Origin of the sequence: Streptomyces sp. RKAG337 (assembly GCF_023701715.1) — a bacterium.
In the GTDB taxonomy this organism is placed as follows: Bacteria; Actinomycetota; Actinomycetes; order Streptomycetales; family Streptomycetaceae; genus Actinacidiphila.
Map to the genome: position 1 here is coordinate 835,440 of NZ_JAJOZA010000001.1, position 13,348 is coordinate 848,787.

Annotated in this window: 15 protein-coding genes; 3 read left to right on the forward strand and 12 right to left on the reverse strand. The window is 69.4% G+C overall.

Features of this window, described 5'->3' with window-relative positions:
* Positions 1-558, forward strand: coding sequence for a TIGR03086 family metal-binding protein (locus tag LNW73_RS03545; protein WP_250988851.1), 558 nt, complete (start codon positions 1-3; stop codon positions 556-558).
* A gap of 248 nt (positions 559-806) precedes the next feature.
* Here LNW73_RS03545 and LNW73_RS03550 read toward each other — a convergent pair whose 3' ends face one another.
* The 11 genes from LNW73_RS03550 to LNW73_RS03600 all read right to left on the reverse strand — a co-directional run bounded on the left by LNW73_RS03550 (position 807) and on the right by LNW73_RS03600 (position 10,242).
* Positions 807-1,136: a hypothetical protein gene (locus LNW73_RS03550; protein WP_250988852.1), complete on the reverse strand. Its 330-nt coding sequence runs from the start codon at positions 1,134-1,136 to the stop codon at positions 807-809.
* Positions 1,137-1,209: 73 nt separating this feature from the next.
* On the reverse strand, positions 1,210-2,079 hold the full coding sequence (locus LNW73_RS03555) for an IS5 family transposase (protein ID WP_250988853.1): 870 nt from the start codon (positions 2,077-2,079) through the stop codon (positions 1,210-1,212).
* Positions 2,080-2,133: 54 nt separating this feature from the next.
* A complete protein-coding gene (locus tag LNW73_RS03560) occupies positions 2,134-3,339 on the reverse strand; it encodes an MFS transporter (RefSeq protein ID WP_250992781.1) in 1,206 nt (401 codons plus the stop codon).
* A complete protein-coding gene (locus LNW73_RS03565; RefSeq protein ID WP_250988854.1) occupies positions 3,306-4,136 on the reverse strand; it encodes an NmrA family NAD(P)-binding protein in 831 nt (276 codons plus the stop codon). Before LNW73_RS03565 ends, LNW73_RS03560 begins: the two co-directional genes overlap by 34 nt.
* Positions 4,133-4,774 (reverse strand): hypothetical protein, encoded by a 642-nt coding sequence (locus tag LNW73_RS03570; RefSeq protein WP_250988855.1) that lies wholly within the window; start codon positions 4,772-4,774, stop codon positions 4,133-4,135. The genes LNW73_RS03565 and LNW73_RS03570 overlap by 4 nt, the downstream gene beginning before the upstream one ends.
* Positions 4,771-5,697: a zinc-binding dehydrogenase gene (locus tag LNW73_RS35850; RefSeq protein WP_285390531.1), complete on the reverse strand. Its 927-nt coding sequence runs from the start codon at positions 5,695-5,697 to the stop codon at positions 4,771-4,773. The genes LNW73_RS03570 and LNW73_RS35850 overlap by 4 nt, the downstream gene beginning before the upstream one ends.
* A 14-nt stretch (positions 5,698-5,711) precedes the next feature.
* Positions 5,712-5,867, reverse strand: coding sequence for a hypothetical protein (locus tag LNW73_RS03580; RefSeq protein ID WP_250988856.1), 156 nt, complete (start codon positions 5,865-5,867; stop codon positions 5,712-5,714).
* A 156-nt stretch (positions 5,868-6,023) separates the two neighbouring features.
* Complete coding sequence (locus LNW73_RS03585; RefSeq protein WP_250988857.1) at positions 6,024-6,782, reverse strand: SDR family oxidoreductase; 759 nt, start codon at positions 6,780-6,782, stop codon at positions 6,024-6,026.
* A gap of 79 nt (positions 6,783-6,861) precedes the next feature.
* Positions 6,862-7,779: a LysR substrate-binding domain-containing protein gene (locus LNW73_RS03590; RefSeq protein ID WP_250988858.1), complete on the reverse strand. Its 918-nt coding sequence runs from the start codon at positions 7,777-7,779 to the stop codon at positions 6,862-6,864.
* A 97-nt stretch (positions 7,780-7,876) separates the two neighbouring features.
* The gene (locus LNW73_RS03595; protein WP_250988859.1) at positions 7,877-9,964 is read right to left on the reverse strand and encodes a BTAD domain-containing putative transcriptional regulator; all 2,088 of its coding nucleotides are present in this window, start codon (positions 9,962-9,964) and stop codon (positions 7,877-7,879) included.
* A complete protein-coding gene (locus LNW73_RS03600) occupies positions 9,964-10,242 on the reverse strand; it encodes a hypothetical protein (protein ID WP_250988860.1) in 279 nt (92 codons plus the stop codon). The genes LNW73_RS03595 and LNW73_RS03600 overlap by 1 nt, the downstream gene beginning before the upstream one ends.
* A 176-nt stretch (positions 10,243-10,418) precedes the next feature.
* Here LNW73_RS03600 and LNW73_RS03605 point away from each other — a divergent pair, with 176 nt between their 5' ends.
* On the forward strand, positions 10,419-11,186 hold the full coding sequence (locus tag LNW73_RS03605; protein ID WP_250988861.1) for an SDR family oxidoreductase: 768 nt from the start codon (positions 10,419-10,421) through the stop codon (positions 11,184-11,186).
* Positions 11,187-11,381: 195 nt separating this feature from the next.
* Positions 11,382-12,044, forward strand: coding sequence for a hypothetical protein (locus LNW73_RS03610; protein ID WP_250988862.1), 663 nt, complete (start codon positions 11,382-11,384; stop codon positions 12,042-12,044).
* A gap of 296 nt (positions 12,045-12,340) precedes the next feature.
* On the opposite strand, the gene LNW73_RS03615 is transcribed toward LNW73_RS03610, so the two are convergent.
* Positions 12,341-13,183 carry an endo alpha-1,4 polygalactosaminidase gene (locus tag LNW73_RS03615; protein ID WP_250988863.1) on the reverse strand — a complete coding sequence of 281 codons (843 nt, stop codon included), beginning with the start codon at positions 13,181-13,183 and terminating at the stop codon, positions 12,341-12,343.
* Between the last annotated feature and the right edge of the window lie 165 nt (positions 13,184-13,348).

The following is a 13,348-nucleotide window of genomic DNA, read 5'->3' on the forward strand; positions in this document are numbered from 1 at the left end:
ATGACGAGAACAGCAGCCGATGAGCACCGCACCGTGGCACGCGTATTCACCGACCGCGTACGCGGCACGGATCCCGAGGCATGGGACAACCCGGCGCCGTGCGAGGGGTGGGCTGCGAGGGACGTCGTCCGTCACCTCGTCGAGTGGTTCCCCGCCTTCCTGAAAGCCGGCGCCGGAGTCGAACTGCCGAAAGGGCCCTCGGTGGACGACGACCCGGTGGCCGCCTGGGCGATGCACCGCGATGGAGTGCAGGCCCTCCTCGACGATCCGGCCACCGCACACAAGCTGCTGTCGAACCCGCACATCGGAGAGATCCCACTGGCCCAGGCGGTCGACCAGTTCTACACCTCTGATGTCTTCATGCACACCTGGGACCTGGCCCGGGCCACCGGCCAGGACGAACACCTCGATCCCGCCAAATGCGCCCAGTTGCTCGACGGGATGCTGCCGCTCGACGACGTGCTCCGAGCGAGCGGGCAGTACGGGCCGCGGGTAGAGGTGCCAGAGGGAGCCGATGTCCGCACTCGCTTGCTCGCGTTCATCGGCCGCAAGCCCTGACGAGCCGGAAGACACCATCGGCGGGGCCAGCGCAGGCCATCGCTGGTGCGGTGCACGTACGCCCGCACGGCGTCGGCGTCAGGGTGTTCCGCCGCCCCTCGCACCGGCTTGAACTGGGTGCAGTCCGCTCGCTGCCCTGGCGTGACTACTAGGCCGTGTCTGACAAATCCCTCCCCCAGCTACCGCTGGGAGATGCCCCCAGCCCGGGGCGCCTGGCGGGATTTGTCAGACACGGCCTAGGCCGTGTTTTAGAAGTTGTCGGCGTGATGGGTGGGGCTTGTGGGAAAGCGTCGGGCGGCGATCCAGATGGTGAGGTCGTAGGCGATTCGGTCGATGCTGGTCTCCGTGATGACGTCATGTTCGCGGCGGGTGATGTCGCGGCGGACGACTTCATAGCCACCTTCGTCGAGGACCGCGACGGAGGTGAACCAGGCGGGGTCGTCTTCGTCGGGTTGGATGACGATGAAGGTGTTGTTCGAGCCGTTGAGGTCGTCGATCAGCATGAACAGGGCGTCCTCGGACGGGTCGTCGATGTGGTCGCCGCTCTCACTGTCGGCGCGGTAATACGCAGCCCCCATCGCCACTGTCTCCCCTCAATCCGCTGACCTGACCGCGGCCAGAATGACATGCAGGACTGACACCTCTGACGGGTCACAGCCATTCGTTGATCGCGGCGATGAGGACAGTTGCTTCGAAGCGGACCGCTAGCTTGTCGAACCGAGTGGCCACCGCCCGATTTCGTTTGAGCCGGTTGATGCCGCACTCGACTGCGTGCCGGGCTTTGTAATCCTCGCGATCGAAGGCCGGAGGCCGACCGCCGGCCGTCCCGCGGCGCTTGCGGTGACCGGTCTGGTCGGCTGGTTCCGGGATCGTGCAGCGGATCCCGCGCCGACGCAGATACGCACGGTTCGCGCGTGACGAATAGGCCTTGTCTCCCCGCACTCGCAGCGGACGGACCCGGGGCCGGCCCAGTCCGAGGCGAGGAACACGAATGGCTTCCAACACGGCCCTGAACTGCGGACTGTCTCCGCGCTGTCCGGCTGTCACCAGCAGCGATAACGGTCTCTGCCCTTGTTCGCAGGCCAGGTGAATCTTCGTGGTCCACCCTCCGCGCGAACGGCCCAGGCCGTGGTCGTCCAGTTCGGCCTGGCTGCCGCCCGGCGGCTCCTTCTGAGCCTGCCCATCGCGCCGGGCACCGGCCGCGTGTTGATGGGCCCGACAGATCGTGGAGTCGACGCTGACCTCCCATGTGATCAGCCCGGAAGCGTCCGCCCGAGCCTGCAGCCCGGTCAGCACCATGGCCCATGTCCCGTCACGTTGCCAACGGCGGAAGAGTCCGTAGACCGTCTGCCACGGACCGTATCCCGCCGGCAGATCCCGCCACGGGGCGCCGGTCCGCACCCGCCAGCGGATTCCGTCAATCAACCGCCTCCGACACACCGACGGCCTACCCAACACGGCGACCGGCAACAACGGCCCAAGCGCCGCCCACTGATCATCAGAAAGATCCCCTCGCCCCACACCGAGATCATCACGGAGCGAGGCGAGATGCGGACCCCAGATCTAAAACACGGCCTAGTCCCGTAGGCGGATCAGTCCATCCTGGAGCTGTGGGTTGCGGCGTGTTCGCCAGGTGGTCAGGGCGGCGTACAGCGCGGTCAGGCCGGTGATCGCTGCGAGGGCGGCGAAGCCGAAGCGGGTATCGCTGTGGTCGGTGAGCGTCGCGACGGCGAGCATGACCAGGATGGTCGAGGTGAGTCCGATCGCGTTCGCCCGGCCGAAGGCCCGGCCCACCTGGTCGTACGGGGCCGCCTCCAGCAACAGGGCCCGGCTGGCTATCCGGGCCTGGCCAAAGCTCCAGGCACCGAGGAAGACCGTCACGGTGAGCACAGCCGGGCCGAAGTGGGGCTGCAGCGCCAGCATCGTGTCATTGACCAGGTAGCCGACCAGCGCGATGCGCAGGTCGGGAAAACGATTGATCCGGCCGTAGGCGACGGCGGCGAGCAGGAACCCGGTACCGCCGACGGCATCGACGATCCCCAGCAGACCCGGCCCGTCGGCCAGTTCCTTGAGCACGAGGATCGGCAGCAGCGCGTTGAAGACAGTCACGACGATGTTGCCCTGGGCGTACAGCAGGATGAGCGGCCCGACCGGCATGCGCGAGCCATCGCCGCCCACCGGCTCGCCGGACGCGGTGGACAGCGGCTTTGCGGGCCGCCTGCCGACTTGGTGGACGAAGAGCCCGGAGACCGCGAAGGTAGCCGCGTTGAAAGTGAACAACAGGTCGGGTCCGAGGCCTTGCACGGCCCATCCCCCGACCGAGGCCGAGAGGAGCGAGCCGGCCTGGAGCGCGATCTCATACCGGGCGTTGAACCGGCGGAGTTCACCGGATGGCACTCGTTCCTTGATCAGAGCCGCGCTCGTCGGCATGAACAGCGCGCTGACCACGGCGAGTGCGAAGTTCGAGCCGTACACGATGTGGCTGCTGTGGCCGCCCAGCGGAAGTGCGAGGGCGGCCACAGCGCTGGTCAGGTCGCAGCCGAGCCAGAGCCTGCGCCGGTCGAACCGGTCGGCGAGCCGGCCGAACCACGGGGAGAGCACCGCCTGGGGAAGCGCGACCGCGATGAACAGCCAGCCGACCGCGAGCATCGTCCCGTTCGCCCGGACGAGCAGCAGCGTGGAGGCGATCAGCTGGATGTTGTTCCCGAGCGAGGTGACGAACGTCGCCGGGACCAGCAGCCGCGCACTCAGGAGAACGCTCCGGCGTGGGCGGTCGCCCAGTCCTCGAAGGTGCGCGCGGGGCGGCCGGTGACGACCTCGACCGTCGGCAGGACCGGGGCGTCGTCGAAGTCTCCGTCGGAGAAGAACCGGAAGAAGGCGTCGACGTACCGTTCCGGGACCGTACGGCTCATCTCGGCCCGTGCCTCGGCGTCGGGCTGGGCACGGAACGTCAACGGGCGGCCGAGGACCCTGGCGAGGGTCGCCAGGCGGTCGGCCGGGCGCAGGGCCTCGGGGCCGCTGATCTGGAGGTGCCTGCCGTGGTACTCCGGGTCGGTCAGCACCGCCGCCGCGACCGAGGCGATGTCGTACGGGTCGATGACGGCGATCCCGACCTCGGCGAAGGGCGCATGGACCTCGTCGCCGTCGCGGAGTTGCGGGACCCACTCGAAGGTGTTCGACATGAAGCCGCTGGAACGGAGGATCGTCCAGCCGACTCCGGACCCGCGGACTGCCGCCTCGGAGTCCTGGTGCATCGCGACGACAGCGTTCGCCGGGTCGCCGCCTGCCACCGACCGGGACGACAGCAGGACGACGTGTCCGGCCCCGGCCGAGCGGATCCGGGCCAGAACGCCGCGCATGTCGGCGAACCCGCCGAGGAGGAAGACGCTCTCCACTCCGTCGAGCGCACCGGTCAGGGTCTCGGCGCGGTTCAGGTCCCCGGTCACGACCTCCACGCCCGGCCGGGCCTCGAACGCCTCCGTGTCGCGGATCAGCGCACGCACCGGCCGTCCCGCCGCGGCGAGCACGCCGACCAGCTCCCCGCCGACATTGCCGGAAGCCCCCGTCACCAGGATCATTTCTCAGCCTTTCCGTTGTTCTCGAAGTCCAGGGCCAGATAGCGGGAGTCCTGGTACCGGCAGAAGAGGGTCATGCAGACCACGGCCGCGGGGACGCCCAGCGGCACCATGAACGCGGTGTGCTCCCGCCCCGAGATCGACACCGCGACAAGGACCGCGCCCGCCCCGGCGACGATGCTGTTGATGGAGGCGACCATGCTCGCGGTGGTGGACAGTCCCAGCAGCCGGCTCCGCCGGGTGCCGAGCGAGGCGAGCGCCTCGGCGCGCTCGTCGTGGCGGGTCCCGCCGCCCCACTCGGTGAAGAAGTACGGCGCCCGGGGATCCAGTTCACGGTAGTACTCGCGGATCCGGGCGATCCCCGCGAGGTACCGGAGGTTCTGTACACCCGTGTCGACCAGCCGTACCGAAGTGAAGAAGCCGAGGATCAGCAGTGCCGGGATCACCGTCGCCACGAACGGCACGAACATGTGCGGAGACTGGGCGGCGAAACCGGTCGCTACCAGCGAACTGGAGAGCGCCGCCAGATAGAGCGAAGCCCGGCCGGTGGACTCGCTGACCGTGGTGGAAGCCGCCGACTGCAGGACGAAATGCTCGGTCACCAGGGCCGACATGAACGCGGCCTGATTGTCGTCGCTCATCGGGCCGGCACGTCGAAGACGGCCTTGCCCCGCAACGTACGGCCGGTCAGCGCGTCTGCGGCCTCGGCAAACCGCTCCCACAAGCCGTGCCAGCCGATGGCTGCCCGGAGCCGCCCTTCCGCGACCAGCTTCAGCAGGACCTTGAGCTGCTGCTGCCGGTCGGTGATTCCGCCGCCGTTGAAGACCGAGGTGATCGAGGTCGGATCCTTACGGCCCAGCGTCGACCCGGCAGGGAAGAGCGCGGCCTGCCCGGAGGCCCAGCCGACGCTCTGCGCGTTCCCTCCCGAGGCCAGCAGCGCGTACGCCTCGACCAGTTGAGGCCCGCCCACCATGTCGATGATCACGTCGACCGGCTCCGCCACCGCGTCCAGGCCGAGAACGACTTCGGCCGCGCCCAGCTCTGGCAGGCCCGTGCCGGAGGTGCGGGAGCCGACCGAGGCGATCACATGCGCGCCGCCGATCGCGGCGAGTTGCACTGCGAACGAGCCGACTCCCCCGGACGCCCCGGTCACCAGGACCCGCCGTCCGGCGATCGGGCCGGCCTGCCAGACCGCGCGCAGCGCCGTACCTGCCGCCACCGGTAGGGTCGCCGCGACCGCCAGGTCCACCGACTCCGGCACCACCGCCACATCGGCACTGTCGACCGCGCGGAGCTCAGCCCAGCCGCCGCCTTCAGCGAAGGAGACAACCCGGCTGCCGACCGCGGGTCCGCTGCCGTCGGCGGCCGCCGCGACCACGATGCCCGCAGCATCGAACCCGGGAACCGCCCCCGGTTCCGACAGCCCGGCGAACCGCAGTTCGGCAGCGTTCAGCGAGGAGTTCAGGACCTCGATCAGGACCTGTCCGGGGCCCTGCGCCGGGGCCGGTGCCTCGCCGAACCGGATCTTCGAGTGACCGGCCGGATCAACGATCAGGGCGCGCATGGAACGGTCCTCCTTCATGGGTTCCTCAGCCAGGAGCCGAGGAGCCGGGTGGGGGCGGGCATTACGGTGCAGGTCATCGCGAGGGTGCGGAGGCTGGTGACGGCCGGATTCCCCCGGAGCAGGAACCGGTCCGCCGGGATCACCGAGCCGACGAGGACGGCCAGGACCACGACCGGGCTTCTGATGGCCGGGGAAGCCTGCGGCCGCAGCGAGCATCGTCGTGACGACCTGCTCGTAGTCGGCCTCACATCCGGGCTTGGGTCGGGTGGTGACCTGGGCGGTGACCCCTGATCCGGACATGAACGTGCGCTCCTGGAAGCAGGTGGTCAGAACATCGCGCCGTTGGCGCGCACGGTCTGGCCGGAGACCCAGCCGGCCTCGGCGCCGACCAGCCAGCCGACGACGGGCGCGACGTCCTCGGGCAGGCCGAGGCGGTTGCGGGGGCTGTGATGGGTGGCGGCCTCGATCGACTCGGGCGTCTCCGCGCCCCGGTAGAACGAGTCGTCGATCGGGCCGGGAGCGACCGCGTTGACCGTGATGCCGCGCACCCCGAGTTCCTTGGCTGCGGCGAGCACCATGCGCTCGACGGCGGCCTTCGAACCCGAGTACAGCCCGTACGGGCCGGTCATGATCGATGTCAGCGTGGTGGAGAGCACCACGTAGCGCCCGCCGTCGGAGAGAGCGTTGGCTGCGGCCCGCAGCGTGTTGAACGCGCTCCGGGTGTTCAGATTGATCAGATGGTCGAAGTCCTCGTCGGTGAAGTCGGCGAGCGGCTTCTTGATGACCGCGCCCGGCGTGTGGACGACGATGTCGATCCGGCCATGGCGGGCCGCAACGTCGAAGAACAGTTTGTCGACGTCGGCCGAGGATGTGGCGTCGGAACGGACCGCCTCGGCCGTCACGCCGTGCTTTTCCAGGACGGTGACGGTGTCGAGAGCAGCCTGCTCGTTGCCGAGATAGCTGATCACGGTGGTGGCGCCGCGGGAGGCGAGGTTCTCGGCGAACGCCGCTCCCTGGTTGCGCGAGCCGCCGACCACGAGAGCGACTTTCCCTTCGAGGTCACGTATCGATACGGGTGGGGGCATGGGCTCGTCCTTTGCCAGGCTTGAGGGGAACAGGATCCAGTGTGGATTTCGGCCGATCGCCGGGTCCAATACGCATCAGCTATCGACTGATGCCCGAAGGCTCTGTCGGGATCAGCCAGGACTGGGCGCTCGCGGTCGCCAGGACCGTCTGGAGCAGGGCCAGCCCGGCCGGACACAGGTCGTCGGGACGCCAGAAGATGTCAAGGTCGATCGGTGGCAGATCCTCGTGGAGCGGCACCGAGACGAGATGCCCCGGCAGATGCGGAGCCACCGATCTCGGAACGAGGGTGAACCCCTCACGGCCTCGGAGCGGGGTCCGCCGCAATCCTGGCAGTGGATGCTCCCAGAGCGGGAAGTCCGCCTCGGCGGCGCCGAGCGCCTCCACCACCTGGTCGTAGTAGCCCGGAGCGAGATGCCGCGCGAAGAAACAGAACGTCTCGCCGTGCAGGTCGTCGAGCGAGATGGCGGGAACAGCGGCCAGCCGATGCCCGACGTCCACGATCGCCACCAGCGGCTCACGACGCAGGACGGCCCTGAGCAGGCCGTCACGCTGGACCATGCCGTACGACAGAGCCAGGTCCAGTCTGCGATCTCGCAGCGCCAACTCCAGATCGGGCGTCCAGGCCTCGCGTGCGTCCACCTGGATGCCTGGATGGCTGTCGTGGACGGCCGCCAGCAGCCTCGGCACGGTGTCATAGCCCGCGACCCCGACGTAGCCGAGCCGGGCATGCCGGGTGCCGGCTGCCCTCAACGTGCGTTCCACCAGCCCGTCGGCCTCGGCCAGCAGCAGCCGGGCCGACTCCACGAAGACCTCTCCCGGCACCGTCGGCCTTGTCGGCCGTCGGTCGAACAACCGTACCCCTATGGCACGTTCCAGATCCCGGATCTGCCGACTCAACGACGGCTGCGCGAGATGCAGCCGTGCGGCCGCCCGCTGAAACCCTCCCTCGTCCGCCACCGCGATCACGTACCGGAGCACCCTCAGATCCACCTGCATACTTCATCCCCTCGATCAATGGAGAAGGACCGTCCCGCGGGTCCCACCCCGGTGGAGAGGGTCGTGGAGACGCCTGGCAAACCGCTGGTAGCGCATGTCAGCCATTCAGGTCGCCCTGGCCGCGGGCGAGTTCGGCCTGGGCCTGGCGGAACCGGGCCAGGGCCGAACGGCTCGGGCAGACCCCGGCCGGGGCAGGCGGAGGATCTTCGTCCACCAGGTCCAGGACCCGGTGGAGCCACAGGTCCGCCTCGGCACGGCACCCTCGGAGCAGCCAGTACCAGACGAGCGCTCCGCAGAGCCTCAGGGCCCGTTCGACGTCACCGGCCGAGATCGCCCAGTCGAGGGCCGCCACGCAGTTGTCGTTCTCGACGGTCAGCCGGGCGATCCAGTCGGCCTGTTCCGAGGTGCGCAGCATGGGTTCGGCTCGCTCCACCAGGTCCAGGAAGTAGTCGGCGTGAGTCCTCGCCACCGCGGTGCTCTCCCCCGCCGCCTCCAGTTCCTCGGCGGCGTACGCCCTGATCGTCTCCAGCATCCAGTAGCGCTCACCGTCGGTCTCCACCAGGGACTTGTCCACCAGCGAGGTGAGCGATTCGAGCACGTCGCCGCCGCAGACCCGCTCGGCGCTGTCCATGGTCGCGGTTCCGGAGAAGACCGAGAGCCTGCGGGCGAGCTCGCGCTCAGGGCCGGTGAGTGACTCCCAGCGCCAGGCGACGACGGCGCGGAGAGTCTGGTGCCGGGGCAGCACCGCCCGGCTGCCGCCGGTCAGCAACCGGAACCGGTCATCGAGCCGGGCCGCGATCCGAGCCGGGCTCAGCGCCCGCAGCCGGGCGGCGGCGAGTTCGATGGCGAGCGGCAGACCGTCCAGCCGACGGCAGATCGCGCAGACGTCCGCGCAGTTGTCCTTGTCGAGGACGAAGCCGGGCCGGACGGCCACGGCCCGGTCGGTGAGCAGCCGTACGGCCGGGAACCCGGCCGCCTCGGCCACGGTGGCGTCGGCCGGCGGAAGCGCCAGCGGCGGCACCGGACAGAGCATCTCGCCGTCCACCCCGAGGGGTTCCCTGCTCGTGCAGAGCACCGTCAACTCAGGACAGCGGGCGAGGATCCCGTCGATCAGCGGGGCCACCGCCTGCAGCAGATGCTCGCAGTTGTCGACGATGAGCAGCAACCGCTTGCCCGTCAGTACCGCCACGAGCTGGTCGGACGGGTCGCCTTCGAGGATGTCGCGGACACCGAGGGCCGACAGTATCGCGCTGCCCACCGACGCGCCGTCAGTCACCGGGGCGAGCTCGACCAGCCAACTCCCGCTGGGCCAGCGGTCGGCCAGCCGGATCGCCGCCTCGCAGGCCAGCCGGGTCTTTCCAACTCCGCCAGGGCCCACCAAGGTGACCAACCGGGTGACGTCGAGCAGCGCACCGGTCCGGACGACCTCGGCGTCCATCCCGACGAAGCTGGTCAGCCTGCTCCGCAGATTGGTCGGCGGACCGACGGGGAGCATCGTGCTGCGAAGGGCCTCGGCCAGAGCGGGCGACGGATCGACTCCCAGCTCCCCGGCGAGCAGGTCGCGGGTCCGTTCGAAGGTCTCTGTCGCCTCGGATCGCAGCCCTGCCGCCGCCTGGGCCCGGATCAGCCGGGCCGCGAGGGACTCGCGCAGTGGCTGCGCGGCGGCGGCTGCCGCGAGTTCCCGGACGAGCTCAGCGGCCCGGCCGAGAGCCAGGTAGGCGTCCGCCCTGGCCTCCACGGAGTCGAGCCGCTGGTCCTCGAGGAACCGGAGCTCCGAGGGGGCGGGGCCGCGCCAGAGTTCGAGCGCCTCGTCGAGCAGGGCCGCCGCAGAGTTGGCGTCGCCACGCCGCAGGGCCACTCGGCCCTGGGCGGCGAGCCGGGTGAAGCGCTGGACGTCGACGTCCTCCGGCTCGATCGCCAGGGCGTACCCGAAAGAGCCCGCCACGATCGGAAGCTCCGGGCCGAGGGCGGCGCGCAGCCGTTTCACCAGCGTCTGCAGCGCGTTGGCCGCGTTCGCCGGAGTCCGTTCACCCCAGAGTGCGTCGACCAATTGGTCGGCGGGGACCGTCCTTCCCGGTTCCACGGCGAGGAGGGTCAGCAACGTTCGGACCAGCGGACCTCCGACGTTGACCGGCGTTCCGTCGGCGCGCAGGACCCTGACCGGGCCCAGCAGTGCGACCCACATCAGACGTCACCCGGCTGGTGCACCTTGACCGACAGGAGCACGGCGAAAATACCACCGAGGAGAAGCGCCGGACCGTGGATGTTCTCGGCGGCGGTCAACCCGACCGCGGCCACGGCAAAGAGCGCGGTGCCCGTACGCCACCAGCCGCCGTGCAGGCCGGCCGGGGTCCGCTGGAGATCCTCGAGGACTCCGTGCCCCGAGGACTGCACGAGATCGACCCCGAGAGTACTCAGGAACACCGCTGTGGTCAGCGTCGGAAAGCGCTCGAAGATCGACATGCGGCAAGTATCAAGTCAGAACGGAGGCCTGCGGCAGAGCCGACCGGTCCTGCTCTCGCCAGTACAAATGTCCCGTCGACGAGAGACTCCTGAGGCATCGACCGGTAGCCCACAGGTCTTGGACCGGGTAACGCCGCTGACCGAAGAATCGGACCGACTGAAAAGGGGACTTCACCATGAGCTGTACCACCCTGTCCGGCAGGACGGCCGTCATCACCGGCGCGGCGAGCGGCATGGGCGCCGCCGCGGCGCTGCTCCTCGCCGAGCACGGCGCGAGCGTGGCTCTCCTGGCCCGCCGCGAGGAACGCCTCAAGGAACTCGCGGACCGGATCGATGCCGCAGGCGGCCGCGCGCTCGCGTTGCCCGTCGACGTCACCGATCGGGACGCCGTCACCGGCGTGGCCCGACGGGCCAGAGCGGAGCTGGGACGGGTCGATCTGGTGGTCAACGCGGCCGGGGTGATGCTGCCCAACCCGATCGAGCACGGCAGGGCCGACGAGTGGGCCCGAATGATCGACACCAATGTGACCGGTGTCCTGAACGTCATCGAGGCCTTCACCGCCGACCTGATCTCGGCAGCGGCGGACGGGCACACCGCTGACCTGATCAATATCTCCTCGATCGGGGCCCATGTGGCCTTCCCCGGCTACGCGGTCTACGGTGCGACCAAGGCCGCCCTCACTCAGCTGTCGGCCTCGCTGAGAACCGAGTTCGGCCCCCGTGACGTCCGTGTCACGAACATCGAGCCCGGCCTCACCGACACCGAACTCGGAAACCACATCGACAACCCCGGGCTCGGCTCGGACGGCCAGCTCGGCGAGCTCTTCGACCTCATCGGCCCGCTCACCGCCGAACAGATCGCCGACCTCGTCGCCTACGTCGCCAGCCGCCCCCGCACGGTCAACCTCCGCCAGATCGTCGTCCTGCCGACTCGCCAGGCCTGAGGAGCTCTCAGGGTTACCGGGGGTGCGACCAGGCGCCACCGACGGCTTCGCCACACACCGGAAACAGCCCGGTCTCGAGCCTTTCGATCTCCGATCGTGCCGCCCTCCAAGGACTCCGCCCGTGAGCCCCGGCCCGCGGTTCCTTTCGGCCCTGGCTGATGCAAGAATCAGATGTTTTTCAAGATCGGGGGACAAGTGGACGTCATCATTTTCAATCTCACCACCGCGGCACTGATGGTGCTCATGTTCCGCTGCGGGCTGGCGCTGCTCGGCGAACGGCCGTGGGAGGGCCGGCCGGTGCCATGGGCGGCCGTCACGGTGACCACGGTGGCCGTCGGAGCAGTGATACTGCAGCAGGTTTGGAGCGGGGCAATGGATGCCCTCGACGCCGATCCTGCCAAGAGCGGGTGGTGGCGCGTCGTGACGTCGGTGTTCATGCAGAACGGCGGCATCGGCGGAACGGCCTGGAACCTCGCCACCCTCGCCGTCATCGCGGCCTTCGCGCAGTGGTACTGGAAGTGGCCGATCGCGACCGCGCTGTTCTTCGCGGGCATCCTGCTGCCGTCCTGGATCGACGGGCTCTTCGGCGAAGAACGCGGCACCGACCCGAGGAACTTCGCCGGCAGCTCAGGCGCGACCTACTTCCTCGGCTCGACCCTTGCCGCCGCCCTGCTGCAGCACGCCGCGGATCGCAATCAGCGGTTGCTCGCGCTCGCTGTCCCGGCCCTGGGCCTCGCGATGTGGTTCGGGCAGGACAACGGCCACGGCCTGGTCTCCGCCTACGGCTTCGTTCTCGGACTGGCCGTCCTGCTCGTCTCCCGCCGACTCGCCGCTCGTGTGCTCGTCGGATCCGCCTGAGGCCGCTCCGCTGATCCCCAGTTGCCGGGCCAGTAGCGGGCCGCACAGGGCCGTCAGCGCGGTGACCTTACTGGTCCGGAGTTCCTCCAACTGGACCGCGCGGGCGACGAATTCGGCGTCCGCTGTCCACCAGGACCGCCGGGGCCCCTCCGATACGGCGGCCAGGGCCTGGTCAAGGCCGGGCCGCGCGGTCCACCGGTCGCGCGCCGGGTGGTCGGGCCGTGCGGGCGCGTGACCGTCTCCGGTTCACGCGCCCGCACGGCCCATCCGTCTCCCGACCGGCCGGAAGTCCCCGGTCAGCAGGTCTTGCGCACGTACCCGCTGCTATGCGCGGGAACGACTTCAACGTCCCGTCGGACCACGCTCGCCTGGGCACCGTAGACGCAGGCGTTCTTCAGGCCGGCGCTCGTGTACTCGATGAAGATGGCGTTGTTCCCGAAGGCGGAGATGTACTTGCCGCACTCCTTCCACTTCGGGTCACCGCACTCTTCGGCGATGGCGAAGTCGAGTCCGTTGGCGGCGTGGTTGGCCGCCAGTTCGACGGTGTTCTTCTGGGCGACGGCCAGCCCCTTGGAATGGCCGTGCTGCGACAGCAGTCGGATGTACGACTGGGCGTGGCTGGCCGTGATCTTGCCGCCGACCACGTCGCGGGTGAAGGTGTCGTAGTTGTCGAGCTCGACGGCGTTGAAGCCCTTCGAGGCGCACTGGTCGATGAATCCGTTGATTTTGGCGGCGATCCGCTGACGCTTGGCGCCGGTGGTGATGTCGAGGATGGCCTCGTTCCAGTCCGGGTCGATGACCGGACCCTTGGAATTGGACAGCAGGAGGTCGGGCGCCCAGTCCTGCGGGCCGTCGGCGTCACCCTTCTCCTGGGTCTGGAAGGCGTTGACGTAACAGATGTTGTAGAGCCCCTTCGCCGGGGAGTCCTTCACGTCGCGGCTGACGACCTTCACACCGGCGGGCGGGGTGTACGCCCCGCCGATCTGGTAGTCGAAGGGTGCGTGCACCGGGGGAAGCGCGACGGTCGGGGTGGCCTGGGCCCGAATGGAGCCGAGACTGACGGCGGTGGCTCCGAGGGCGGTTGCCACCGCGAGGCCGGCGACGATCGCAGTGGTTCTGGAACGACGGTGGGAACGCATCAATGATCTCCATTGGGGACTTGACGATGGGTGAGGGGTGGACGGGGTCCGGTGCGGCGGCTCAGGTGCACGCGGTCGTCCATTGACGACGACCGGCTCCTGTCCCGCGCCCCGGGCGCCGTGAGCAGGCGCTCGACGGCACGAATGGGGGGCTGATCCGGGGTG

Excerpts from the sequence above, each read along its gene's own strand:
- LNW73_RS03545 (WP_250988851.1), top strand. The coding sequence starts at position 1 with ATGACGAGAACAGCAGCCGATGAGCACCGCACCGTGGCACGCGTATTC.
- LNW73_RS03550 (WP_250988852.1), bottom strand. The coding sequence starts at position 1,136 with ATGGGGGCTGCGTATTACCGCGCCGACAGTGAGAGCGGCGACCACATC.
- LNW73_RS03565 (WP_250988854.1), bottom strand. The coding sequence starts at position 4,136 with ATGATCCTGGTGACGGGGGCTTCCGGCAATGTCGGCGGGGAGCTGGTC.
- LNW73_RS03570 (WP_250988855.1), bottom strand. The coding sequence starts at position 4,774 with ATGAGCGACGACAATCAGGCCGCGTTCATGTCGGCCCTGGTGACCGAG.
- LNW73_RS35850 (WP_285390531.1), bottom strand. The coding sequence starts at position 5,697 with ATGCGCGCCCTGATCGTTGATCCGGCCGGTCACTCGAAGATCCGGTTC.
- LNW73_RS03585 (WP_250988857.1), bottom strand. The coding sequence starts at position 6,782 with ATGCCCCCACCCGTATCGATACGTGACCTCGAAGGGAAAGTCGCTCTC.
- LNW73_RS03590 (WP_250988858.1), bottom strand. The coding sequence starts at position 7,779 with ATGCAGGTGGATCTGAGGGTGCTCCGGTACGTGATCGCGGTGGCGGAC.
- LNW73_RS03595 (WP_250988859.1), bottom strand. The coding sequence starts at position 9,964 with ATGTGGGTCGCACTGCTGGGCCCGGTCAGGGTCCTGCGCGCCGACGGA.
- LNW73_RS03600 (WP_250988860.1), bottom strand. The coding sequence starts at position 10,242 with ATGTCGATCTTCGAGCGCTTTCCGACGCTGACCACAGCGGTGTTCCTG.
- LNW73_RS03605 (WP_250988861.1), top strand. The coding sequence starts at position 10,419 with ATGAGCTGTACCACCCTGTCCGGCAGGACGGCCGTCATCACCGGCGCG.
- LNW73_RS03615 (WP_250988863.1), bottom strand. The coding sequence starts at position 13,183 with ATGCGTTCCCACCGTCGTTCCAGAACCACTGCGATCGTCGCCGGCCTC.